Raw genomic sequence first — 23,454 nt, 5'->3', positions numbered from 1 at the left:
GTTCTCCGGATCGGTGGCGAACCGCCACGTTCCATCTAGGCTCAAGACGGCCGCTGCTTCGCCCGTGTCGCCCGACGCAGCCAACTCGTCCAGCCGCTCCCAGCGGGCCTTCGTCTCCTCCATGTCCTTGACCAACCAGTCGTATTCCTTGACCTCCTGCGGATCGACCTTGGCCAGATGGCCGGCGGCTTCGCCGAGGATCTTCGTTGCCTCCTCGAACCGGCTGAAGGCCAGTAGCATCTCAGCCCGCTGACAGGCCTCAGCCGCCTCCGTCAGCGACAGGCGCAGCGCCAGCCACTCGCGAACCGGTGCGTATCCGGCCCGAATGCGGCCGATGCATTCCTTGCCGTCCCGCAGCCAAGGCTCGATCCTGGCGTCCGCCGCCTCGAGTTGAGCCAGCATCCGGTCAAGCTGCCCTTGTGCCTTTCGCACCAGGGCGATCTGCTTGCCCTCCTGAACCGCGCCATGATTGAAGCCGAGATTCACGAACACATCCGCCATCTCGCGCCACGCCCGGCCGAACATGAACCGGCACGCCCGCGGAACGAAGACCTGCGTCAGGTACTCGTAGTCCGTCGGCTGGTCCGGGTTCCACATGTACTCGGCTCCGCCCATCATCGTGAGGCTGTCGTTATAGCCGCCCACGCAGTACCACCAGGCGTCGGTGTAGCCGACGAAGTCCTTGGCGCTGGCGAACGTGGTGGTCCAGAGCGATCCTCCGGTTCCAGGATACTTGTAGTTGACAAACCGCCCCTCCAGATAGTGCCGATAGGACAGCACGTCCATCGGACTGCGATCTTCGAGCACCCAGACGATGTCGTTGGGCGTCAGCCGCCCCAGCGTCCGCAGATAGTCGCGGAACAGCTCGACGTTTTCGAGCTGGTCGTTCCACGGGCTGTCGTAATAGCAGGGAATCGTGATGTACACGTCCGTCTCGCCGCTGACTTCCTTGACGGCTTTGTGGATGGCGTTGATCCGATCGGCGTCCGCCACCGCCGGATGGTCCTGCGGATACGCCTGTCGATCCTCATCGCTCCGCTGATTCCAAAAGTCGCGGAGGTAGACGTTCCACCATCCCGCATCAGTGCAGTCGTGATAGATCACCAGGCCCGGTCTGCCGCCGGCGCTGCCGCGATAGCTGTCGCTCCAAGCGTCGCGCAGCTCCTTGTTCGACCAATTGTTGGCATGGACTCCGAGTTCGCCCGCCTTCCTGCCGATGCCTTGCATGGTCCAGTACCCGCAGCCCGTGCGAAAGCCCCGCCGCATCGCCCACGCGTTGGCGTCGGCGTGATAGCCGCTGTAGCAGCTCGTGTTCGTCCGCATCCGCAACGCGCTGTCGAGACGAAGGAGCCGGATCTCCGGCGTCTCCCGTTCGGTCTGAAGGGCGGTCATGCGGATGGCGAACGCGGGCCAGTCGCGGACCGCGGCGCGATGGGCCTTGACCCGGCCGTCGTCGGTCCGCCGCATCAACTGTCCGAATGACCGGGCCGCCCAGTACGCCCCTTGTTCATCGCAGCCGGCCAGCAGCACCAGCTTCCGCCCGTTCCGCTCGTGAACGGCGATCCGATAGCCTTCCGGGCCCGGTTCAGTCGGCGTGATATAGAGGCCGGCCTCCTTGAGGGCTTGGTCGAGCAGCGCGTTTCTACCCGCCACGCCTAACAGGATCACCGTCGCCGCGCCTTCCGGCAGCGCCTCGCCGTGAATCACCTCGAGCGGCTTGGCATCGGGCAGGAGATTGACGATATCGCGATTCAGGTCCTCAGCCGCGACTTCCACCCGTGGGCCGGCATCCTGGCCCAATACGACTACCGCCGGCGCCTCTTCCGGCCCGCTGATCTCCAGGTCCAACGGCCCATAGGAGGCCTCGCGCGGCGTCGGAAAAATCAGAACCTCCGGCGCCTCGACCCGTGCATAGTCGACCTCGGCGGCTTGGCAGAGCGAACCAGCGATTGCGGCGACAAGCAAAGCGCAGCGGCGGACCATCGAATGCTCCTTTGTGAAGAAACGTAGCGCAGGCGGAAAACCGATGCTACCGGCCATGGCCGTCAAGCCACCACCAGACGAGAGCGACATTGCGCTGTGGGTCGCCGGGCACCGGCGAAAGGTAGTCGCCGGCGGTGTACCAACTCAGGTCAAGCGACATGATCCAGCTATCACTGTCCTTGCGGGTCTGGACGCTCCCGTCGGTGAAAAGGGCGTTCCAATGCATGCTTTGATGATTCGGTGTCAGTTGGCCGGCGCCCTGGGTGCCGAACAGGTCCACGTACACAGCGATCGGCGAATAGTCGTCCGGCCGCAGGCAATGGTCCGGTCGGGCGTGGTACGCCAGACGCATTCGGTACTGATAGCTGCTGCAGGCCGTCCATGCGGGCTGATAGCGGTCATACCAGGAGATGTACTCCCAGTTGCCTTCCGGAATAGCATCACTGGGGTTCGGATCCTCGAACAGAACGGGACTGGTCGGGCAGTACCATGTTCGCGGCTGAGGGACGTACCCAGCCTGCCACAGATAGAAAAGCGGACCTTGAACGCCTGCCGCGTTAATCGTCTGAAACTGATAGGTGTGATGCCCGTAGTCCGTCCTGGGATAGAGGCCGTTATGATCAAGGGCATAGCTGGTCATGGCCAGTCCGTTCTGCCGCAAGTTCGAGCCGCAGACCGCGACGTTGCTCAGTTCCCTGGCCGCCTGAAGCGCCGGCAGCAGAATTGCCACCAGCACCGCGATGATCGCCACCACGACCAGAAGCTCAATCAGCGTGAAGCCCATGACAAGGGCAAACAGGGGATTGCCTTTCCGACTCGAGTACCCGGATTCGAGATTCGAAATCATCGGATCATCGTCCTTTCGACAATCTCTGTCTTCTTCTCCAACTCATCCAGACCGGAACAACTCCGCCCGCAACTCTGCCGGGCGACCACCGATGGCCGAACCACCAGCGTCTTGTGGCGACCCTTGAGTCCGCTGGCGATCCGCTCCTGCAAAAGCTGGACGGCTCGCCGGGCGATCTCCTCCTTTTCAACGCGCACGGAGGTCAGCGGCGGATTCAGCGCCTCGGCGAACGGCTCATCGTCATATCCGATGACCGCCACGTCGTCCGGCACGGCAATCCCCATCTGGGCCAATCGGGCCAGCAGGAACGCCGCGGTTCTGTCGTTGGTGGTCGCAATGGCCTCAACCCCCGCCGAGAGAACCCCGGTGATGGCCTCAGTGTCACCCTCTTCGACCGTACGGTTATGCAGGGGCGGGACCTGCGGCTCTGTCAGGCCGTGATCGGCCAGGGCCGCGAGGTACCCCTTACGCCGTTCTCGCACCTCCGGACCCTCCTGCCCGTCGCCCGTGACCATCGCGATCCGGCGGTACCCGTGGCGGATCAGGTGGACCGTCGCCTGATAGCAGCCGGCGAAGTTGTCCGACAGGACACAGTCGATGCCCGAAAGAGGCAGGTCGATCCCCCAGTGGTCCATGATGACCACCGGCACGTTCAGGTCGCCAAGGTATTCCAGACTCTCGCGGCTGCGGGACTGGTGCTTGGTCGAGGTCGGAGCCAGCAGGATACCCCGCGCCCCCTCCTCGATCGCCCGCAAAACGAACCGCCGCTCGCCGTCGATATCCTCCCGCGGACAGCCCAGCGTCACCGTCGCTCCCAGCCGCCAGGCCTCCCGCTCGATCGCATCCACCAGTTGAGGATAGAAATAGCGCATCGTCGGCACCACCACCGCCCAGTGAAGACTACCCGAGGCCGTCGGCAGATCCGGCGACACAATGGTCCCCTTCCGGGGCAGGCGGACCAACTTACCCTCCGCCACCATCTCGCCGACTGCCCGCCGCACCGTCCCTGGAGCTGCCTTGAGCCTCGCCGCCAGCGCCCGCTCGCTGGGCACCAAGCCGCCGCTTCGCAGCATCCCGCGCTCGATCATTGTTTCCAGGTGCTGCTTGACCCGCTGGTAGACCGGCATGTCGATCGAGCTATCGTCCATCGTTCCTGTCGCTTCGACTATGAGAAGGGTCGTTCTTTTATGGCAACTGCAATATAGCAGGTGCGCCGCATCGATGTCAAGCCTGTTCTGCGACGCTTTCGGTTGCGCACAGCTTCTTGGTGCAAAGAATTCCTGCGGCGGCATTGCCGATGCGTTCCTGATCCCGCTGGCATGACCGTAAGTTGTTATCTGGCATGCTATTGTGGAGTTATTCCCCCGGCCTTGGTTGTAATCCCCGATGACCAGTAGGGGATTGACCCCGCGCTGCGCATCTGTTAGAATGTCTCCAATGGAGCGTGAGAGAGAGTCGCAGAGACTCTGTCTCACGCTTTTTTTTGGGCCGCTCGTGCCGGGTTGTTTGCGTTCTCGATGGTTGAGGGCCTCCCGGTGCGGTCGTCGGCAGACCAGAGCACTTCTGAGGAGCTGAAGGAGGCGAAAGGAATGAAGGGCATGCGGTTCGTGGTGGCGCTTGCGGCGGTGGTTCTCACGGGCTCGGCGTTCGGAGCCATGTATGACTATGGCGATTTCGTGAGTTCGGATCCCGATCAGGTCAATTTCATGAACGTTGAAGGCACCGCCGGTCCGAACGGCGATTCGCTCTACGGGCCGGCGACCCGGACCCGGAACGTGCTGCGTTTCACTCCGCAGATCTTCCGGGCTGAGGCGAAGGCTGAGAACGGCGAGACCGTCAGCCTCTCCGGAACCCTGACCATGCAGATCGATGCTCCGGCCCAACGGTACATCGAGTCGATCCGGATCCTGGAGGCTGGAACCTACATGCTCTCGGGCGTTGCCGGGGTCGGGACCAGCGCCAACGTGGTCAGTTCGCTGAATCTGTCGGCCGGGCTGTACGATCTTGATGTTGATCTGGATATTACGCCCATGCCGCCCTTCACGAACGTAACGGGCGTGCAGACGGGCTGGTCGGGCACCACCGGTCTGATCGACCTGACGGGGGCCAATCTCACCAGCGTCGTCCTGACCTTTACAAACACCTTGACCGCCACGAACGTGAACGGAACGACGGCGTCGATCGAGAAGACTTACGTCGGAGAAGCTACTTCGCTGGAAGTGATTGTTCCGGAACCGGTTACGTTGGTCATGCTGGCGATTGGAGCGGTTGGCCTGCTTGGCAGAAGGCGCTAGTCGCGGCCGGCCGACCTTGGCGTGGTTGGCCGGGGCGATGCAGGGCGCCTGGAGGAGTGTTAGGCTCTTGACATGGCGGTAGGAATCCGGTACACTGACATAAAAGAGTTCGGGAGAGAGCGCAGACTCTCTGTCCCGAACTTTTTTTATGCAAGCGACGGACTGAATGGCAACAGCATCTACCGAGAAGCAGGGGAAGACGATCCCCCGTCACATGGCGGGGAAGGAGGCAGTCTGATGGCACGTGTCCTGACGATCCTATCGATCTGCGTGGTGCTTACTTGGGCAACTCCTGTGCTGGCAGCCTATTACAACCCCATCACGGATGGGCAAGGTGTGCAATACACGAGTATTGAAGACCTCAACGGTCTGTTTGCCCAGCCGACAGCCCGGTCGACCGGCTTCAGCATGCTGCTGACCGATTTCCGGGCCGAATCGTCTGGTGGCACAGGGGTGATTGCCGACGACAGGCTCCTGATGGTCATCACCGCTCCTGCCAACCAGGCTCTCAAGGAGATCCGTCTGACGGAACTGGGCAAGTACAACTTCAGCGACTCCGGGACGGCGGGCACCAACGTGTCCATCGGCGCGAACCTTCTGCTTATCGATCATGATACCGGTTTGCCCGTCGATTTCATCGATCCCCAGCGGGAGATGCAGTTTTCGCCGAAGCAGTCGTTTAACCGGGCCAACGACGGTGTCAGTGGCAACTTCACGGGGACCTTGGTCTGGGATCTGAGCGGCCTGAATATCCGGAGCGTTGAGTTTGACTTCTCAAACGAGCTTCATGCCAACAGCGAGACGGGAACGACCTCTTCGATCGAGAAGCGATATCTGAATGAGAGTATAAAGATCGACGTCTATGTTCCCGAGCCGTGCACGATCGGACTGGTCCTGCTTGGCGTGATGGGATGGACGTTCAGGCGGCGGTAGCCTCTTGAGCCATCGGGTCTCAGTGGGCGGGGCCGAAAAGGATGGGGTTTCGGGCCTGCTTGTGGTGCGCCGGCCGAAGCCGGCAAAGCAGGCTGGGGGGTTCGGTCTGTACTTGTGGGGACGTGTGAGGTGAGTGTATGGCGTTAGGTGCACGTCCGTGGCGGTATCTTTCGCTCTGCTTGGTCCTTCTCATCGCGTTTTCGCCCACCTGCCTTGCGATCGTAGTCAGCGACGATCCTGATCTGCACGAGGTAACCGCGCCCTGCGAGTACGACATGGTAGGTTATCTGAGCAGCGCGGGCGGAACATCGGGCGTGCTGATCGACGCCTGGCACGTCCTGACGGCCAAGCACGCGGTCAACGGCTACACCAGCGGAACCTTCGCCCTGGATCTGCCGGGCGGCCGACAAACGTACAATTGGACCACCAGCGGCGTGTTCATGCATCCGACGGCCGACCTGGCGGTGGTGACGCTGACGAGCACGACGCGCACGCCCGGCTACGGTCTCTACCGGGCCACCGACGAGTTGTACAAAGAGTGCATCATGGTCGGCTATGGGATGAGCGGGACGGGGGATTCCGTCGCAGCGGGAGGCGACCCGGCCTACCCGCGAGGCACCAAGCGCGTGGGCTACAATAACATCGACCGCGTCGGTTCGAGCATCGCCTACAAGTACTTCCAGATGGACTTCGATCACCCGGATTTCCTGCCGCCCGATCCGAACAGTTCGTCGGCGTACCTGTATTCGCTCGGCGCGGCGAAAGAGGCGATGTTCGCATTGGGTGATTCGGGCGGACCATCGTTCATCCGATCCGGCGATGACCTGTTGGTGGCGGGGATTCACGTCAGCGTCAGTCCCCGCGATCCGGCGCACTGGCCTGCCTACGGTGATCCGACCCTTAACAACGGGGATCGAGGCACCGACATCCGGATCAGCGCCTACACGAGTTGGCTGGACCCGTTTATCTACACGCCGATCCCCGGTGACGCCAACTACGATGCCCTGGTCAGCGTAGCCGACCTGGGAATCCTGGCGACCAACTACGGAATGTCCAGCGGCGCGCTCTGGTGTCAGGGCAATTTCAACGATGACGGGAAAGTCGACCTTACGGATCTGGCGATCCTCTCAAGCCACTACGGACAGAGCTGCGACATCGTTGGCAGATCAGCCGCGCCTGCCCTGGAGGCTCCGGATGCCCTGGAGGCTCCGGATGCCCTGGAGGCCCTGGACGCCCTGGACGCCCCGGTCCCTGAGCCGGCGACAATGGGGTTGCTCCTGTTTGGCGGCCTGTTTGCTCTCTGGCGTTGGCGGCGGTAGGAGCGGTCCCTTCTCTGGCGGTGCCCCGCTAACTCACTGCCGCACCAACGGCCGTTGTCCGTCGCGACATGACCAGAACCGGCAGCGCGCATGCCGCCAGCAACAGCCCCGCCGTAATACACATGGAGATCGAATACCCGTAGTCCGCTGCCAACCCCCGGGCGGCGGACGTTTCGAGTATCCCAGCGTATAGCATGGGTCCCACCACCCCGGCTGCCGACCAGGCGGTCAGCATCGGCCCATACACCCGGCCTACCTGATCCGATCCGAACAGATCCGCGGTGAACGCCGGCATGGTGCCGAACCCGCCCCCGTAACAGAGAATGATATAGCAGCAGACGACGGCGAACAGCCAGGCACTGCTGATCTGCGGCAGCAGAACAAAGAGCCCCGTCTGACTGATGAACATGAAGAGAAACACCGCCGGCCGTCCCGTCTTCTCCGAGACCGCCGACCAGAACATCCGCCCCAAGCCGTTGCAGATGGCGATGGCGGAGACCAGCAGGCCGGCCTGCGCCGCCGTCACCTCGTGCAGATCCTGGAACATCGACGCCGCCTGCGAGATCAACGCGATTCCCGCGCAGACGTTCAAAAATAACATGCCCCACAGGATCCAAAACTCGCCCCGCCCCAGCGCCTCCCGCGGGATCAGCGACCACTTGGCCTCCTTGGGCGTATAGCTCGGGGGATTCCGCATCAGCAAACCCATGGCCGTACAGACCACCGTGAAGGCTAGTCCCAACCCGATCAGGGTCATTCCGCTGCCGATCGAGTCGATCAGGCCCGGCGCGATCTTGCCGATGATGAACGCGCCGGCCCCGAACCCCATCACCACCAAGCCGCTGACCAGTCCACGGCGGTGGGGGGCCCATTTGATCGCCACCGCGATTGGGGTCAGATAGGCCAGGCCAATCCCGACCCCGCCGAGCAATCCGTACCCGATGTACAGCAACACCAGGTTGCCGGCCTGGACCGCCAAGCCGGCCAGGACCGTGCCGATCCCGAACATCAGTCCGCCCAGCGTTGCGACCTGCCGGGGATGGCGGTCCGCCCGAGCGCTGACCAGAAACGCCCCGATCCCGATCCCGGCGATGGCCAGGCTGAAGGCCAGGACCACCTGCGGCCTGCCCCAGTGGTGCTGCTCCATCAGGGGATTGACGAACACGCTCCAACCGTAGACCGTTCCCAGGCAGAGTTGCATAACCACAGCGGCAAAAGTGACTTGCAGGATGCCGGCCCCCGACCCGACCGCTGCAGCGCCCCTGGCTTTGCCCATTGACCCATCCTCCTGGGACCGGAATCCACAGTTACCAGTCTCAGTTAAATCCAAAATGGACTAAATGTCAAGACATTAATCCATTTTGGACAAAACAGGTCCATCGTTGGCGCCAAGCCGCCGGCATACCGGTTGACGTCGTTAGCGTCCCCAACGATAGGCTTCGTCGAACATGGCCAGCACGTTCTGCGGGATGCAGTAGTTGGCGATGGTGTTGCCTGATCCGAGGGCGTAGCGCCCGCCGGGCATGCAGGCGTTGAGGATCTCCCGGGTCCGCCGGCGGACCGCCTGCTCGTCACCACGGGCCAGGAAGTTCAGATCGAGCCCGCCCAGCAGGGCCACGCGGGTGCCGTATTGCCGGTAAACCTCCTCAACCGGCATGATTTTGTCCTCAAAGGAGTGCTTGGCGTCGATGCCGATCTGGTCGATCAGGTAGTCCATGATGGTGCTGAGGTTGCCGCAGGCGTGCATCATGTAGACTTTGCCGTGGGCGTGGGCCAACTCGACCAGCGCCCTGTGACCGGGCAGGCTGTGACTCTTGAGAAACTCCGGAGAAAACAGCGTACCGGAAAGGAAGCCCATGTCGTCGCCCTGGAAGAACCCAACGACCCGCGGAATGCCCACCAGTCGCTGGTAGGTTCCGACGATCAATTCCCGCACCCGGTCGAACACCGCCCGGACCAGTTCCGGCTCGTCGTAGATCATCGTGGCCAGCGATTCGTAGCCAACCAGCGTATTGCACGGCACTTCCAGAAAGCCGCTGGTGGGGCAGAGCATCAGGCCCATGCCCTCCGGCAGATGCTCAGCCACGAAGTGGTACATCCAGAGATTCTCGTCTTTGATTTGCGGCCAGGCGTACCCCTCGAAATCCGCCCAGTTCTGAATGACCCCGTGGCTCTCGGTCCAGCCGCGGTCGTTTTTGGCCAGTTCCGCCGTGTTGGCCGAGGCGCGCCCTTTGGTCGGAAAGTCCAGGCCGCCGCTGACCCGGACATAGTCGTAGCCCATCCGATACCAGTACTCGATCTCGCAGAGCAGGTGCTTGCGCATCTGATCGGGGTTCTGTGAGGCGGGCACCCACGGCTTGCCGAGGACGTTCTCGAAGACCCAGGCCATGATCTCCTGATCGGCGAACAGCTCAGCCAGAAGGGCGCGGGTGGGTTTGGCCTTGCCCTGGATCACGGCCAGGAACTGCTTGATGTCCGGCTGGGGATTGGCGATCTGACGCTTGATGCTCTCCGGAACGGCCGTCATGGGTAGCTCCTTAACAAAGTTGGAGGCCCATTATAGATGCCGTCCCCGGCGAAGCAAGAGCGGGGTTAACTCAGGCCCTCGACCCTCGCGATCGGGCCGTCGAGGGTCGGCTGGAACTGGCGGACCAGGTCCGGGCGCAGGATCTCGTCAAACACCGCCCGCCAGCGCTGCCGCTGGTTCTCGTGGATCGGCAGCGGTTCGAAGCCCAGACGCAGGTAGGTTCGGATCGCGGGCAGGCGGAAATCATCGGTCTGCAGCACGGCATCAATGCGCCCTTCCTCGACGAACCGGCGCAGCGCCGCCAGGCTCACTTTCGCTCCCAGGTGCTTGCCCTGATGCCCGGGCAGAACGCCCACCATGTGCAGATAGCCGGTGTTAGGGCCAAACCGGTCCGCCCGCCACGCCGAGGCCGTCGCCACCGGCTCGTCGCCGCAGGTGATCAGGAGCACCCGTTCCGGGGCGAACGCCGGGTCGCTGCGCATGGCCCGGTCGAACCGGTAGAGGCTGGTCTCGAACGTCTCCGCGATGATGTGCTCCCAAGCCGCCTCGTCACCGTCGCGGAAACTCCGAACGGTGTAGCCTTCGGCCAGTTGCACCAGCGGCAAATCACGCAGGTGCGGGCGTCGCATGACCAGTTGCGGCTGAGTCCGTTCGCTGCCCATAGGTCTTTTCTCCACCTACAGTAGATGTCGTTTGGCCTTCTCCACCACGCGATCGACCGCGCGGCAGATTTCGGTCGAGGCGACAAACTCCGGCGCCTTCCGTCTGGCGTCCTCGTACCCGGCCTGAGCCCGGTCGAGCAGCCCAGCCGACTTGCGCGCCTCTTCCTCATCCGACCGCCGTGGGCTTCGATCGAAAAGCATCGGATGGGCGAGGACCTGTCGGAAAAGCTTCATCGTGTGGTCCGTATCCAGAAACGTGCCGTGCTTCGTCGCCACGTCATAAATATCCTCAAAAGGTATCTGATCCTCAAGTGTGGGTTCATTCCGGAAGAGGACATTGAGGGAATCTCGTATCTCCAGATCCAGCAGGGCCTGGGCCGGCGAGAACGCCTGCCCCGCTTCCAGAAGTCCGCCTGCGTAGCCGCCGCTCCCCAGGAACTGATGCCCCCACCACGTCTTGAAGAGCTTCTCGCAGGTCGCCTGAATCCCTGGCGTCTTGGCGTCGACGTACCCAGCCGACATGCGGGCGTTGGCGCCGAAGTACCGCCGGCAGATCTGCGAGGTCGCGCAGTCCTGAATGATCGCCTCCGGGGCTGAGAAGGAACAGGTTCCCTCGCGCATGTCGAACATGGAACTGGCGCTGATCGTGCCCAGTTCGATTCCCGGCTGAATCAGCCGGTAGCAGAGCCAGATGCCGATGATCTCCGCCAGCTCGATCACCACCGTGCCTTCCCTCGTCACCGGCGAGGTCGCGCCGGACGACGGCATGGTTCCGGCCACCGCCGGAAGGTCATACCGGGCCTTGGCGATAATCAGGTCGCCTTCGTCCCTCGTCATCTTCAGGGGCGGCACGACGAACGTGCAACTGGGCACGTAATCGGTGCAGTTGGGCTTCCCCGTGGCAATCTCGCCCAGTTCGATCAGGTAGGGGATGTTGTCAGCTTTGTAGACCTCGCCGCCGGCCGGTTTGGGGCTGTGCTTGATGACCAGAGCCGTAGCCAGGATCGGCTCGATGGCCTGAGGAACGTCGCTCAGTGTCAGCACTCGCCCAGCGTGCGAGAACTCCGCCATGGATCCGAAGACGCGCACCAGTTCCTTCAGCAGGGCGGAGTTTCCGGGCTGCGAGGTCCTGGTCGGCCAGTCGTAGTATTTCGGATAGCTCCCACTAACGCCGGCGCCGCAGGGATACGCCTCCCTGAATTCCCGTCCGCGGTACCGCTCGGGGTCCGGCATCAACAGATCGTTGATCAGATCATCGGTGAAAAAGACTCTCCGCTTGGTCCGATCCACCGTCATTCTCCGCTTGGCGAACTCGTCGAGAAAGAAATCGTGATCGATGAAATACCCTGTCTCTCTCAACACCCGCAGCGCACCGTGGTACAGCCGCTCCATCTTTTCGTCGGAATAGACCTGAGTCACCGCACATTTCATCTGGATGATCCTTTAGCATCTGAACTTCGCACTTCGTCGATATACGCGATTACGTTGGCGACCGGAACGTCTGGCATGATCTGCCCGGCGTCCGACTGGATAAAGTGCCCTCCGCCCGCTCCGGCCGAGCGCATACACTCTCTGACCGCCATGCGGACCTGCTCTTCGTTTCCGAAGGTCAAGACCTGACTGTCGACGTTGCCCACCAGGATGAGCTTTCTGCCGTACTTCTCGCGGATCGCCTTGATGTCCATTCCAGCCGTTCGCTCAAGTGGGTCGATTCCGTCAATGCCGCAGTCCACCGCGTCGTCCAGAACCGGGAGGATGTTCCCGTCCGAGTGCCAGATCACCTTGATTCCCGCCTGCTTCAGCGGGGCGATCACCTGCTTGAACCTCGGAAAGAAATGGTCGCGCAACACGCCGGGCGAGACCATCAATGCTGTCTTGTACGCCACATCCTCGCAGCACTGGACGACCGGGGCCAGTTGGTATCTGGCGATGATTTGGTTCTTGACGATTCCAAGCTCCATCCGGTGGTCCCAGTACCTCGCCAGGGCGCCGATGTCGTCGATGATCGCTAAGGAAATCACCTCGAAGGTCCGCGCGTCGTATCCCGGCAGGAATCCCCATCCGCCGTTCTGCGGCAGGAACATCGTGCGCGGCTCGTAGAGTCGGCGCTGCGCCTCATGTTCCTGGAGAAGACGCTCCTCCATCTCGCGTTCGCTCAGGCGTGAAGGGCGAAACGACCGCAGCGCATCGAGATCGGCGAAGACAGGTTTCGTGCTCCAGACCGTGTCGCCGGCCAGGACGTTGTTTGCCCCTCGCACCCGCTGGCCGGCCGGCGGATAGCATCCGTACGTCGCGTCGATGCCCAGTGCCTCACAGGTGGCCGCGGCGCACTCGGGATACGGAACGCCGGGGGCAAAACGCTCGTAGACCGCTGCGCTCTCGATCATCTCCCAGATCGGCGGCCGGTCCGGACATTCGAAGCGAAGGGCTTTTCGGACTCGCTCTTCGACGTCATTGCTGACGGCCATCACGGGGTCTCCTTGTCCTCGCAGTCTCGTCGATCATCCATCTTGCCGCAATGGTTCGGGCATGGTTATAATCTGCGTAGGTATGGATAATATCTGCGCCATACTGGAAAAGGCCCTTCAGTGGGCCGGACGGATCGACAGCGTTCCCGTCGTGTTCGCCCGGCCCTGTCGATCGCGCATGCTGACCGACGCACGCCCTCTGCTGGAGTTCTACCTCCACGTTTCGGGCGATGACGCGGAAGTGACGGTGGGCGGCCGCAGACAGTGTGTCAGGCCCGGCGATCTGATCGTCATGAACGCTCACCTGGGCAACCGCGGCCACTGCATGGGCACATGGTGCTACTGGTGCGTCTCATTCAGGATTGATGAATGCTCCGTTTTCGACTTTCTTGCTGACGGACCCTTCCTGCTGAAGACCAGGGTCCGGCGCATGCCTGCCGTCAAGCAGGCATTTTCCCGAGTCGTTCGGGAATACGGCCGGGAAGATCCGCTGCATCGGTTTCGGATGAAATCCGCCGTCCTGAGTTTCCTGGCCGCTCTCTGGGAAAACGTCACCCCGGGCGCCACGGGTTTCCATGCCCATTCCTCTGCGGTCGCCAAGTGCCTGGAGAAGATTCACGTTGACTATCCGGACAGAAATCTGCGCCTCGATGAATTGGCGGCGGCGGCACACCTGTCCGTGGACCACTTCGGGCGGCTTTTCAGGCGGGAGTTGGGCGTCTCACCGGTGAAGTACCTGACGCAATACCGGATCGCCCGCGCCCGCGAACTCCTTCAGCGGGGCGATCTGAGCGTGAAGGAAATCGCCTCCGAGGTGGGCTTTCGCGATCCTCTGCATTTTTCGCGTGTCTTTGCCGCGCTGACCGGCTGCTCGCCCAGCCGGTTCAAACAGGATGCATAGCGCACGCCACCGTTGGTTTCTTCACTGTCGGCGAGTCAATCACTGCCACTCGCGGGAATTCGGCACGTCCAGGCATGCGCCGTTTTGACGGATCGACTGCTGGCTGACCAGTCCGGGCAGCGTCATGTCCATTGCCCGGTGCACGTCGATCGGGCACGGCGCCTCGCCGCGGACGGCCCGGATGAAATCGACGATCTCGAAATAGTCGCCGCCGCCGTGGCCTGCCTTGACCGCCTCCTGCGGTGGGTGCTTCCAGAAGTCCGGCAGAAATTTCTCCTCGTAGTTTTCCAGCCGATCCCAGGCGTCCTTCTTCTCGGAAGTCCCCTTGATCCATACGCGGTTCGGCTCGCCGGGCGCGCGGGCCGATTCGTACGCGCCATCGGTTCCTTGCAGGGCGTAGTTGGTCATCGCGTGCGGGCGATCCGAGAGCATGTCCAGCCGCACCTTGACCAGTCCGCCGCGGCTGAGGCGGCAGAGCATCACCACGGTGTCCTCCAGCTCGTACTCGTTGCCGCGCGGATCGCGATAGTGATGGCCGCTGCCGACGCACGAGACGCGGGTGACCCGCTGCGTGCCGAGCCACTGGAGGATCGGTCCGAGGCTGTGCGTGCCGTAAGTGCAGCCGTTGATGCCGGTCTGCCACTTACGACGCCAAATCGTGATCTCGTTGAGTTCTTTGAGCTCGTGGATGTACTCGCCCTCCGCGAAGTACACATCGCCGAAGACGCCCGCCTTCACCATCTCGCCGACCAGCACGTTCGCCCGCATGTAGCAGTAGTTTTCGGCCATCATGTAGACCGCCTTGCTCGCCTCGGCTGCGGCGACAATCCGTCGGCACTCGTCGATGCTGACCGCCGCCGGCACCTCCGAGAGCACCGCCACGCCGCGTTCCAGGGCGGCAACGGCTTGGGCGGCGTGGAACTGCATCGGCGTGGCGACGACCACCGCGTCGGGTTTCGCCTCATCCAGCATCTGCTCGAAATCATCGAAAGCCTTCGCATCGTGACCAGTCGCGGCCTCTTGCGCCCGCTTCAGGACGATATCGCAGAAGGCATCCGCCTTCGCGTTCGGGTGTGAGGCCACCGCCTTCACGAACGACGCCGACCGATGAAGCCCGACGAATCCAAATCGCAACCGCCCGTTCATGACCCGATCCTTTCCTTCGCCTGCGCAATCATCCTCATGGCATTGCCGCAGAAGACATCCTCGATGTCATGTGAAGAAAGTCCCGTCGCCTCGGCTGCGCTGCGGAAGGCGTCGATCTCTTCGTACAGGAAGAACGTCAGCCGCTCCGCCTCCTCGCCTTCGACCTCGCGCATGTTCCTATCACCCGAAACGTCGCCGTAGAGCCCTTTGGGAACCAGGTTCACGTAGGTTCCGTTCTCGCAGATCCGCCGCATCCGCATCCGCGTGATGGGCAGGTCCGTGCCGAAGAGAATTCGTTTCGGCCCGACCGCCCGGATGAGCTTCTCGAAATTCTGTGCGCTCGTGTTGGCTGAGATGTCGAATGTCATGTGCCTCGTCTCGGCGAGCACGTCGAACGCGTCGCCGATGTCTTCCGGACAATACGCCCGTCCCACGTGGGCCACGATGACCTGCAGCCGAGGATACCGCCGCTCGATCTCCAGCAGCTCAGCCAGGTTCCGCGAATCACGAAGCCGCTGATTGCGCGGAATGTGCAGCATCAGGATCGCGCCGCGCCGGTCGAGCGCCTCCAATTGATGACGCGGGTAGAAATCGAAGATCGAAATGTCATCGACGCCGATTGCCGGGTCCGCCAGCGACAGATAGCTCTTGGCCCCGAGAAACCCGCGGGCTCCGATCTTCGCCTCCAGTTCCTCAGCCGACCAGCGCGGGCTCGACCAGATCAGGCCCGCCATGCCGTAGTCGGCCGCGGACCGGCTGACGTACGCGTTGCCCGCCTCGAAGTCATCCTCGTGCGACATCAGATTCGAGAAGATCAGCGCCGAGACCCGCTTGCCCGGCAGCATCAGCCGGTACGTCTCGGCAAGGTCCTCGATCGGGTTGTCCCGGGCTACTCGCGAAGGCCACGTCACCGCCCGGCGATAGGCTTCGGCGCTGTCCGCCCGAAACCGCGTCAGCCACACGTGCGCGTGCACATCCACGATCCGATCCGGCAGGAAATCCGCCAATCGCTCCTGATAGAACCGCTGATCGACCGGTTTGACGTCAAATAGCTCGGGCATGCCCCGTCTCCGTTAACGCAACCGCGCCCGAGGATCGCGCGTCGTTTCGCCACATCCGCCAGGTCAGCGGCAGCAGCCCCGTGACGAATACGATCCATCCCAGAATAATGGCCGGCCCGATGCCGAGTTCCGGTTGGGCGAGCCGCAGCGTCGCCAGCATCAGGATCATCGGCATCGAGAACACCGGCATCTGTCGGCAGATGGTCCACAGGCTGTGCCGGGCCTCGTAGGCGGATATCGTTCCCACCATGGGAAACATGGTCAGAAAGCCGCCCAACCACGACTTGATGCACACGAGGAACAGAATCACGGCAAAGATGGCTGGGTACTTGATCCAGACCGGCAGCGGCGTGCGATGGCCGGGTTCGGCCCGGTACGGGGTGAGGCGGTACAGCACGGCTGAGACCGCGAAGGCTCCGATCGCCGCGGCCCAGAACGTTCCGCCGTCGGTCGGTATAACCGGCAGCAGCATCGCTCCCGCGCCGCAGTACACCAGCGCCGAGACGACGATGGCTGGGATGATCGGCACTCCCGTCCGCGTGTACAGCAGCCGGACGGCGTGAGTGAAACCCACCATCAACAGCAGCGCCAGGGCGTTGGTGGCATCCACCGGCCGGCCCAGCGCCAGCACCGCCAGGGTGAACGGGATCGGCAGGCTCAACAGGAACGCCTTCCACTTCGGCTGGTAGAGATACGCCACCAAGGTCGCCTGGGCCGGCACCAGCGTGATCAACAGGATGTCCCACACACTGAAGTGCAAAGCCTATCCTCGCCCGTGCTCCCGATAGTACTTGAATCCCTCGACCAGGGCCGCCAAATTCTCCCACGGAACGCCCGGAGCGATCGAGCTGGACCCGCCGAGGAACAGCCCGCGCTCCGGACCGTTCTCGACCAGGAACGCCATCTCGCGCTTCACGTCCGCCGGCGTCCCATACGGCAGTGTCCGTGTGACCGAGACGCCCGCGATGATCAGCAGACCGCCACCGTCTCTCGTCTTCATCCGGCATATCTTCTCGTAGTCCATGCCGTCTTCATACTGGAATCCCTGGAACCCAACCAGGCCCGCCTCCAGCAGTCGCGGGACCATCGCCATGAGATTCCCGTCGCAGTGCCAGATAACCTTCACGCCGGCTTGGATCACCGGGGCCATGCAGCGGGCAAAGTGCGGAAACCAGATCCGATCCAGTGTCTTGACATCGACCAGTGTTCCACGCGAGTCGGCCATATCGTGGTCCGCCCGGCACAACCGCGGAAGGTTGCCCTCCATGTAAGCCCGGGCCACGGCGCGGTTGTTCAGCAGGGCCAGGTCGGCCTGAAGCGAGAAGTCCCGCTCCATCACTTCCGGATACAGCGCATAGGCCATGAAGTAGTTCGCGTAGCCGTAGTGCCCGTAGCGCAGGCAGGGGAACCTGGCGCAGCCGTAGGGCGCCTTGAGAATGGCTGGGCCAATTCTCTTCTGGACCAACGCCTCCTGCTCCAGGACCTCCCGCACGCGGTCGTCTTCGTCGAACCCGGCGATGGCCTTCCTGATCGACGGGAATGCGAATCGCTCCATGTGTTCGCAGACCGCCTCGGGCGAGTCAATTTCAACGCCGTCGATCACGATGCGCTCGGCGCCCGTCGTGGCGCCCTTGTCGGCCCCCTCGTACCCGTGATTACCGATGGTCAGGGGATTGTCCGGGATGAACTGATCGATCATGCACGTCCCGACGTTGTTCTGCATGGCCAGGTAGACCCGTTCGGGGTCTTTGCGGTAATCGCCGGGCGCGGCGTCCGCCAGGCGTTCAATCATCGCATGCTCCATCGGGTGGATGAGCCACGACGGCACGCCTCGTGTCGCCGTCCCCTCGATCGCCGCTCTGGCCAGTTCCGCCCGATCAGTGCCCATGGCTTCTTCCTCGCCGCTGGTTTCCATCAATGCTTCTGAAAGAATCCGTCGTCGATCCGCCGGACACCCGGCTTCTCGCCCGGCGCCGCCGGCGGATCGCCGAAGTCCGGAACCTTCATCCACTCACCGCTGCGCTTGGCCGACTCTACCGCGGCCAGGCCCGGCAGGTTGTGCCGCGCCGCCGCCCATACGTTGCACTCGGGCACCGTGCCGTTGACCACGCTGCTGACAAAGTCGTGCACCAGGTACGGGTGTGAGCCCTGGTGGCCGCCGAAGACGTATTTGACCAACTTGTCCGGCAGCGGATTGTGGAAGCGGCTCAACTCGACCGGCCGGGAGCCCTGCAGGTCCCACCACTGGTATGGATCGCACTGAAGCGAACCTTTGGTCCCGTAGTAGCTGGCCGCAACCTCGCCGGTGTGGGCGATGCGGCGGAACTCAGCGATCCGGGCGATCGACCCGTCGCTCATCTTCAGCATCGCCACCTGATTGGACTGGCTGTTACCGTGCGGCTTGCGCGAGTCGTAGATCTCGTCGCCCGGCATCGAATAGCCCAGGCACGATACTTCCGTCGCGTGCGCTCCGGTCACCGACATGATGCAGCTCGTGCTGTGCGTGATGTACTGCATCGGCGGCTCGCCCGCGTGCTGCTCCCAGCCGGGTCCGTAACGCCGGCGATGCACCTCCTCCATCCCGTGGCTCCAGTCGTGAAAGTACCGCGCCTCGGCATAGGTGATGTAGCCGAAATCACCCTTGCGATACCGCTCCCGCGCGTAGGCCACGCCTGGATAATACACGCTGGTCTCCTGGACGCTGTAGGTCCGGCCCGTCCGCACTGCGGTCTCGACCAGCCGTTGGCACTGATCGATCGAGTACGCCGCCGGCACCGCCGTCGTCACGTGCTTGCCCGCCTTCATCGCCGCGATCGCCTGCTCGGCGTGCAGCCAATGCTGTGTGTAGATCGCCACCGCGTCCACGTCGTCGCGAGCCAGCAGTTCATCCAGCGAACCGCACGTCTCGGTGATCCCAAACTCACGGGCCTGCCGTTCCAGCAGATCCGGCTTCAGATCGCACAGCACGATCCGTTCCACCTCCGGATGGTCCTGATAGAGCGGCACGAAGCGGCTGCCGAACGAACCGGCGCCGACGAATCCAAGCGTGATGCCCATCGGTTGGTCTCCTGTATTGCTCTACTCGCCTTGGTATCCCGCCTCACGCCAGCATTTGCGGGCGTAGGTCAGGCCCTTGGGCTTCAGGTCGCCCAGCACGCTCGGCCGCGGATAACCCTTTTTGTGTCGCGCCGGGTCCGGATTCCAGTGATCGTTGACGTACTGCTTCCGCTGCGACCTATCGCGGAAGTCAGGAATATCGATGGTGTTCGAGTTGTTGTGCGCCGACCGGTAAGCCAGGATCCCCGCGATCGACATCGCCACGCCGCGATACACGTCCAGGTACGGCGGCTTGCCGCTGCGGATCGCCTCGGCGAAGTGGTGATTCATGAAGTAATCGCCGCCGCCGTGGCCTGATCTGGCCGCCGCTTCGTGTCCAGCTGGGAAGTTCGGAACGTAGATCGTTTCCTGGAGCTCGCCCTTCTTCATATCGAACGGCTCGCGCCACACCCGAACCATGTTGCGATTGCCCGTCCGCAGATTCTCCATCAATCCCCGCATGCAGTGGAAGCGATACCAGTTGCCGTGCCCGCGCATGGCCAGTCCGATCAGGCGGACCATCGCTCCGTTGTCCATCCGCAGCATCATCGCCCAGTTGATATCCTGTCGGTGGGCGGTCTTGCCGTAATGCACCATATCCCGCTCGTCAGCGGCCATCACGAAACCGTTCACCTTCACCGGCCAGGTGTCCGTCACAAACATCACCGGGGCCAGCGCGTGCGTGTTGTAGTACATGTACGGCAGCCAGTTCCGCCAGTGGTTCACGCCGCAGGAAATGCGGTTGGCGTCCTCCGCGCCCATCGGATGGACGTATTCGCCTTCGCCGTACTGAAACTCGCCCATCGTGCCCGACTGATACAGCCGGCGCATCTCCTGGTTAAAGAGCATATACGGGTAGTTCTCAGCGAACATGTACGTCTTCTTCGACTTCTCCACCGCCTCGATCAGCGTCACCCCTTCGCCCAGCGTGAAACACGCCGACGTCTCCGACATCACGTGCAGCCCCGCGCCCAGCGCCTTGATCGCGAACGGGGCGTGCTCGTGGAAGTAGTTGGCCAGGATCACCGCGTCCATCTCGTGTTCGAGGAACTTCTCGTAATCGGTATAGGTGCTGACCCCCAGCTCCTTCCCGACCTTGAGCAGCCGCTCCTCCCACGTGTCGCACAGCGCCACCAGCTCCATGCCCAGGTGCGGACCCGCGCCGCGGGCGAAGCCCTGACCCCGTCCCACGCCCACAACACCCACCCGGATGGCGCTTTTCGTTGATTTCATGATCGCCTCTTTGATACTTCAATCTCATACTTGTACGCATTCGCCTTCAGCCAGTGTTCCGGCGACTCGCCGTATCGAGTCAGGTACAGCTCAATCGCTCCGGTCTCCGTGTTCTCCAGGATACTGAAGTTCGACAGTTGGAACCGTTTCTCGACCTGCTCATCCTCGCCTTTCGTATCGATCACCGTCACCGACTCCTTGACCAGGCCCGGCCCGCGTTCATCGACCTCAGCGATGACCAGCGGATGGCGCGGCATGTTTCCCTCCGGAGGTTCGGGGCAGATGTTCCCGATCCAGTAGAGTGTTCCGTTAGAATGCCGCAACAGCCGCGAGAACGTGCTGGGGGAATAGAACTGCTCGCCGTCGGCGTAACGCCAGTCTCGCACCGGCCCCCACCGATATCCGCCATCTTCGCTGACCGCCAGCCAGTGGCGGCCAGGTTCGGTCACCGTGATCCTTCCCTCCGGGTCATACGCCTTCCACATCGCGGTGCTGCCCCGAAGCCCCATCGCCAGCCGGCCGTCGGTCAGTTCCGCGATCGTCGGCTCCATGAGCCCGCGGCCCGACCATTCCAACGGGACCGCGACCGCACTGGATATCTCCCATCGGTAATCCGCCGCGGGTTCATCCCATGTCCCGATCATGCATCGCACCGCACAAGTCGTCTGTTCGCCGGTTCCGGTTTTGACCTTCTCCTCCACGCAAAACGGATACACTAGCTTTCCGGCCCGAGTCACAATCGCCGTGTATCCCCCATACATCTGGTTCTTCGTAAGATAACCGGTCCGGCCCCAATCCGACTCGTCGAAGTCATCGCCCTCCTCAAACTTCAGCAGGCGCGGAGCACTGAAGGTCCGACCCCTATCGCGTGAAATGCAATACAAGCCGTGATCAAAGAGGGCTTCCTTTCCCTGAAAGTGCGCCGCCAGCGCCTCCGGCCCCGTCCCCCGGAACAGCCGTTGAAAATCGAATCGTACGTCGTGATCGCGCAGCGGATCATGACAGACCGCGAACCACAAGTCTTCCCGTTCAAATCCACCTTGCTTGGGGTTTGTCTGCGAGAATGTCTCAAATTCGCTGAAACTCGCTCCATTATCCTGCGACTGGCGTACGGCCAGCGATTCGCAGTAATCGCTTTCGATCTCGTAGGTAAGCCGTTCCGTTCGGTAATGGCTCGATCCGCCCCATCCCCAGACACCCATCACCGCCGCTCCGTAGCGGCCGTCCTCGTAACGCTTACAACGAGCGTAGACAGATTTACCGACTCGCGCCTTACCCACCGTGGTATTCCTTCATCTCGATTCCGTGTTTGCCTGCCGCATCCTCCGCGCCGATCCCGTTTCGCACCACTTCAATTAGCGCCTTCTGGAACGCGATCGGGTCTCTCGCCTGCAGGGCGTTTCTTCCAAACACCACGCCCGCCGATCCGTCCCGCACCTGCCGCTCAGCCAGCTTCAAGGCGTCGATCTCACGCGGGAACTTGCTGCCGCCCAGCGTCAGGATCGGGGCCGGACAGCCGTCCCGGACCTCAACGAACCGCTCGGTGTGGTACGACTTGATGGCGTCCGCGCCCAGCTCCGCCAGGACGCGGCAGCCGATCTTCACCTCCTCGTGTACCTCCGCCGCGCTGAGCTTCGGATAGTCCACCGGGAAGTATTCGCCGATCACCACCAGACCGTAGTCGTGCGCCTCGCGGCAAAGCCGTGAAAACAATGCCACGTTCGCCGCGTCCCGCGCCTCGCTGCCCGTGCGAAGCGACAGCGAGACCAGCACCGCGTCCGCGCCAAGCCGCAGCGCATCCTTCACCGAATACGCCTCGACCGTCTCGCCGGACGTGTAGTTCCACGAAAAGCAGTACACCGTGCCCCAGTTGATCCGCACGATCGCCAGCGGTCCGCCGCGCCGTCCGAACGTCTGCGGTCCAAGCACGCCCAGCACACCAGGCGAAACCAGCACCGCATCCACGTCCTGGCAGATGTGCTTCGCCGTCCCGGCGATGTCTTCCATTCCCTCGATCGGCCCGTCAAACATCCCGTGGTCGATCGCCACCACCACGGGCCGCCCGTTTCCAAACAGCCGCGAAAACCTCAACGAACTTGCCTGCATGTCGAGCTCCTGTTCTTCGCGTCCTTCGGACGCGCGCTGTTGTCAGCACCGGCTGCGCGGCGCGCGAATCACCTCCACGCCGCACTTGGCCAGCTTCTTCGCCATTTGCTCATCGGCCTCCCAGTCCGTGATCAGCCGGCCGTACTCGCCGGCCCGCAGAATCCGGCACATCGCCCGCCGCGAAAGCTTGCTGCTGTCCGCCACGATCGTCATCCGGCCGGAGACCTTCGCCATCGTTCGGTCCAGGTTCACCACCGACAGATCGTCGGTATAGACCGCTCCGTCGGCGTCAATCGCGTCGGCCCCCATGAACGCCTGATCGGCTGAGAAACCGCAAAGGTTCTGCTCGGTCAGCGGACCGTGCAGGTCCGGCGATCCCTCGCGCAGAAAACCGCCCAGCAGGATCGTCCGGATCCCGCGAGAGAACTGCAGCTCCGAGACAATCGCCAGCGAGGTCGTGATCACCCGCAGATCGCGACGGTCGCGCAGGGCCCGTGCAATCGCCAGCGTCGTCGTGCCCGTATCCAGGATGATCGCCTGCCCGTCCCGCACTGACTCCGCCGCCTTCGCCGCGATCGCCCGCTTCTGCTCCACCCGTTCGTGCTGTCGGCTGCGGAACGTGAACTCGAACGTCAGACGCCGGGCCGAGGCCGCCCCGCCGTGCGTGCGGACCACCTCGCCCTGCTCCTCGAGGACCGCCACGTCCCGCCGCACCGTCATCTCGCTGACCGCAAACTCTTTCGCCAATGCAGCCACCGAGACCTCGCCCGCTCGCGCCAGCCGCGTTCGGATTTCCTCCAGCCGTCCCTGCTGCGATATCGCCTTCGCGTTTCGTTCCATCAGATCACCTCAACCTGCCAGCCCGCCAGACGCCCCAT

General features: G+C 62.9%; 21 protein-coding genes. 4 read left to right on the top strand and 17 right to left on the bottom strand.

What is annotated here, in order from left to right:
* The 3 genes from GXY33_06375 to GXY33_06365 all read right to left on the bottom strand — a co-directional run.
* Window positions 1-1,983: hypothetical protein (locus GXY33_06375; protein ID NLX04750.1), on the bottom strand; the 1,983-nt coding region annotated here is incomplete at its 3' end.
* Window positions 1,984-2,029: 46 nt separating this feature from the next.
* Window positions 2,030-2,767 (bottom strand): prepilin-type N-terminal cleavage/methylation domain-containing protein, encoded by a 738-nt coding sequence (locus GXY33_06370; protein ID NLX04749.1) that lies wholly within the window; start codon window positions 2,765-2,767, stop codon window positions 2,030-2,032.
* 59 nt (window positions 2,768-2,826) lie between these two features.
* The gene (locus GXY33_06365; protein NLX04748.1) at window positions 2,827-3,978 is read right to left on the bottom strand and encodes a substrate-binding domain-containing protein; all 1,152 of its coding nucleotides are present in this window, start codon (window positions 3,976-3,978) and stop codon (window positions 2,827-2,829) included.
* Between the two features lie 441 nt (window positions 3,979-4,419).
* On the opposite strand from GXY33_06365, the gene GXY33_06360 reads away from it, so the two are divergent.
* From GXY33_06360 to GXY33_06350, 3 genes are all read left to right on the top strand, one after another.
* Complete coding sequence (locus GXY33_06360) at window positions 4,420-5,124, top strand: PEP-CTERM sorting domain-containing protein (protein NLX04747.1); 705 nt, start codon at window positions 4,420-4,422, stop codon at window positions 5,122-5,124.
* Window positions 5,125-5,361: 237 nt separating this feature from the next.
* Window positions 5,362-6,057 carry a PEP-CTERM sorting domain-containing protein gene (locus GXY33_06355; GenBank protein NLX04746.1) on the top strand — a complete coding sequence of 232 codons (696 nt, stop codon included), beginning with the start codon at window positions 5,362-5,364 and terminating at the stop codon, window positions 6,055-6,057.
* Between the two features lie 137 nt (window positions 6,058-6,194).
* The gene (locus GXY33_06350) at window positions 6,195-7,376 is read left to right on the top strand and encodes a PEP-CTERM sorting domain-containing protein (protein NLX04745.1); all 1,182 of its coding nucleotides are present in this window, start codon (window positions 6,195-6,197) and stop codon (window positions 7,374-7,376) included.
* Window positions 7,377-7,404: 28 nt separating this feature from the next.
* On the opposite strand, the gene GXY33_06345 is transcribed toward GXY33_06350, so the two are convergent.
* From GXY33_06345 to GXY33_06325, 5 genes are all read right to left on the bottom strand, one after another.
* Complete coding sequence (locus tag GXY33_06345) at window positions 7,405-8,652, bottom strand: OFA family MFS transporter (protein ID NLX04744.1); 1,248 nt, start codon at window positions 8,650-8,652, stop codon at window positions 7,405-7,407.
* 141 nt (window positions 8,653-8,793) lie between these two features.
* Window positions 8,794-9,903 carry a hypothetical protein gene (locus GXY33_06340; protein NLX04743.1) on the bottom strand — a complete coding sequence of 370 codons (1,110 nt, stop codon included), beginning with the start codon at window positions 9,901-9,903 and terminating at the stop codon, window positions 8,794-8,796.
* A gap of 65 nt (window positions 9,904-9,968) precedes the next feature.
* The gene (locus GXY33_06335; protein ID NLX04742.1) at window positions 9,969-10,565 is read right to left on the bottom strand and encodes a GNAT family N-acetyltransferase; all 597 of its coding nucleotides are present in this window, start codon (window positions 10,563-10,565) and stop codon (window positions 9,969-9,971) included.
* 15 nt (window positions 10,566-10,580) lie between these two features.
* On the bottom strand, window positions 10,581-11,996 hold the full coding sequence (locus tag GXY33_06330) for a hypothetical protein (GenBank protein ID NLX04741.1): 1,416 nt from the start codon (window positions 11,994-11,996) through the stop codon (window positions 10,581-10,583).
* A complete protein-coding gene (locus GXY33_06325; protein NLX04740.1) occupies window positions 11,993-13,033 on the bottom strand; it encodes a hypothetical protein in 1,041 nt (346 codons plus the stop codon). The genes GXY33_06330 and GXY33_06325 overlap by 4 nt, the downstream gene beginning before the upstream one ends.
* 82 nt (window positions 13,034-13,115) lie before the next feature.
* Between GXY33_06325 and GXY33_06320 the strand changes: the two genes are divergently transcribed.
* On the top strand, window positions 13,116-13,934 hold the full coding sequence (locus tag GXY33_06320) for an AraC family transcriptional regulator (GenBank protein NLX04739.1): 819 nt from the start codon (window positions 13,116-13,118) through the stop codon (window positions 13,932-13,934).
* 39 nt (window positions 13,935-13,973) lie between these two features.
* Here GXY33_06320 and GXY33_06315 read toward each other — a convergent pair whose 3' ends face one another.
* Genes GXY33_06315 through GXY33_06275 form a run of 9 tightly spaced genes read right to left on the bottom strand, consistent with a single transcriptional unit; the run spans window position 13,974 to window position 23,416 of the window.
* A complete protein-coding gene (locus GXY33_06315) occupies window positions 13,974-15,080 on the bottom strand; it encodes a Gfo/Idh/MocA family oxidoreductase (protein ID NLX04738.1) in 1,107 nt (368 codons plus the stop codon).
* Window positions 15,077-16,141, bottom strand: coding sequence for an amidohydrolase family protein (locus GXY33_06310; protein ID NLX04737.1), 1,065 nt, complete (start codon window positions 16,139-16,141; stop codon window positions 15,077-15,079). Before GXY33_06310 ends, GXY33_06315 begins: the two co-directional genes overlap by 4 nt.
* Window positions 16,125-16,901 (bottom strand): hypothetical protein, encoded by a 777-nt coding sequence (locus tag GXY33_06305; protein ID NLX04736.1) that lies wholly within the window; start codon window positions 16,899-16,901, stop codon window positions 16,125-16,127. The genes GXY33_06310 and GXY33_06305 overlap by 17 nt, the downstream gene beginning before the upstream one ends.
* 3 nt (window positions 16,902-16,904) lie before the next feature.
* Window positions 16,905-18,029 carry a hypothetical protein gene (locus GXY33_06300; GenBank protein NLX04735.1) on the bottom strand — a complete coding sequence of 375 codons (1,125 nt, stop codon included), beginning with the start codon at window positions 18,027-18,029 and terminating at the stop codon, window positions 16,905-16,907.
* A 26-nt stretch (window positions 18,030-18,055) separates the two neighbouring features.
* Window positions 18,056-19,198, bottom strand: coding sequence for a Gfo/Idh/MocA family oxidoreductase (locus GXY33_06295; GenBank protein NLX04734.1), 1,143 nt, complete (start codon window positions 19,196-19,198; stop codon window positions 18,056-18,058).
* A gap of 21 nt (window positions 19,199-19,219) precedes the next feature.
* On the bottom strand, window positions 19,220-20,470 hold the full coding sequence (locus tag GXY33_06290; GenBank protein ID NLX04733.1) for a Gfo/Idh/MocA family oxidoreductase: 1,251 nt from the start codon (window positions 20,468-20,470) through the stop codon (window positions 19,220-19,222).
* Window positions 20,467-21,750 (bottom strand): exo-alpha-sialidase, encoded by a 1,284-nt coding sequence (locus tag GXY33_06285; protein ID NLX04732.1) that lies wholly within the window; start codon window positions 21,748-21,750, stop codon window positions 20,467-20,469. The genes GXY33_06290 and GXY33_06285 overlap by 4 nt, the downstream gene beginning before the upstream one ends.
* Window positions 21,743-22,576 (bottom strand): hypothetical protein, encoded by an 834-nt coding sequence (locus tag GXY33_06280; GenBank protein ID NLX04731.1) that lies wholly within the window; start codon window positions 22,574-22,576, stop codon window positions 21,743-21,745. The genes GXY33_06285 and GXY33_06280 overlap by 8 nt, the downstream gene beginning before the upstream one ends.
* 42 nt (window positions 22,577-22,618) lie before the next feature.
* Complete coding sequence (locus tag GXY33_06275) at window positions 22,619-23,416, bottom strand: DeoR/GlpR transcriptional regulator (protein ID NLX04730.1); 798 nt, start codon at window positions 23,414-23,416, stop codon at window positions 22,619-22,621.
* Window positions 23,417-23,454 lie beyond the last annotated feature (38 nt).

The organism is Phycisphaerae bacterium (assembly GCA_012729815.1).
GTDB lineage: Bacteria > Planctomycetota > Phycisphaerae > JAAYCJ01 > JAAYCJ01 > JAAYCJ01.
This window is presented reverse-complemented; position numbering and strand designations above follow the sequence as displayed.

What these genes read in the sequence shown, in the direction of transcription:
- GXY33_06370 (NLX04749.1), bottom strand. Translation starts at nt 2,767, where the DNA reads ATGGGCTTCACGCTGATTGAGCTTCTGGTCGTGGTGGCGATCATCGCG.
- GXY33_06290 (NLX04733.1), bottom strand. Translation starts at nt 20,470, where the DNA reads ATGAAATCAACGAAAAGCGCCATCCGGGTGGGTGTTGTGGGCGTGGGA.
- GXY33_06360 (NLX04747.1), top strand. Translation starts at nt 4,420, where the DNA reads ATGAAGGGCATGCGGTTCGTGGTGGCGCTTGCGGCGGTGGTTCTCACG.
- GXY33_06355 (NLX04746.1), top strand. Translation starts at nt 5,362, where the DNA reads ATGGCACGTGTCCTGACGATCCTATCGATCTGCGTGGTGCTTACTTGG.
- GXY33_06295 (NLX04734.1), bottom strand. Translation starts at nt 19,198, where the DNA reads ATGGGCATCACGCTTGGATTCGTCGGCGCCGGTTCGTTCGGCAGCCGC.
- GXY33_06325 (NLX04740.1), bottom strand. Translation starts at nt 13,033, where the DNA reads ATGGCCGTCAGCAATGACGTCGAAGAGCGAGTCCGAAAAGCCCTTCGC.
- GXY33_06275 (NLX04730.1), bottom strand. Translation starts at nt 23,416, where the DNA reads ATGGAACGAAACGCGAAGGCGATATCGCAGCAGGGACGGCTGGAGGAA.
- GXY33_06345 (NLX04744.1), bottom strand. Translation starts at nt 8,652, where the DNA reads ATGGGCAAAGCCAGGGGCGCTGCAGCGGTCGGGTCGGGGGCCGGCATC.
- GXY33_06280 (NLX04731.1), bottom strand. Translation starts at nt 22,576, where the DNA reads ATGCAGGCAAGTTCGTTGAGGTTTTCGCGGCTGTTTGGAAACGGGCGG.
- GXY33_06350 (NLX04745.1), top strand. Translation starts at nt 6,195, where the DNA reads ATGGCGTTAGGTGCACGTCCGTGGCGGTATCTTTCGCTCTGCTTGGTC.
- GXY33_06335 (NLX04742.1), bottom strand. Translation starts at nt 10,565, where the DNA reads ATGGGCAGCGAACGGACTCAGCCGCAACTGGTCATGCGACGCCCGCAC.
- GXY33_06310 (NLX04737.1), bottom strand. Translation starts at nt 16,141, where the DNA reads ATGCCCGAGCTATTTGACGTCAAACCGGTCGATCAGCGGTTCTATCAG.
- GXY33_06300 (NLX04735.1), bottom strand. Translation starts at nt 18,029, where the DNA reads ATGGGCACTGATCGGGCGGAACTGGCCAGAGCGGCGATCGAGGGGACG.
- GXY33_06340 (NLX04743.1), bottom strand. Translation starts at nt 9,903, where the DNA reads ATGACGGCCGTTCCGGAGAGCATCAAGCGTCAGATCGCCAATCCCCAG.
- GXY33_06315 (NLX04738.1), bottom strand. Translation starts at nt 15,080, where the DNA reads ATGAACGGGCGGTTGCGATTTGGATTCGTCGGGCTTCATCGGTCGGCG.
- GXY33_06330 (NLX04741.1), bottom strand. Translation starts at nt 11,996, where the DNA reads ATGAAATGTGCGGTGACTCAGGTCTATTCCGACGAAAAGATGGAGCGG.
- GXY33_06320 (NLX04739.1), top strand. Translation starts at nt 13,116, where the DNA reads ATGGATAATATCTGCGCCATACTGGAAAAGGCCCTTCAGTGGGCCGGA.
- GXY33_06365 (NLX04748.1), bottom strand. Translation starts at nt 3,978, where the DNA reads ATGGACGATAGCTCGATCGACATGCCGGTCTACCAGCGGGTCAAGCAG.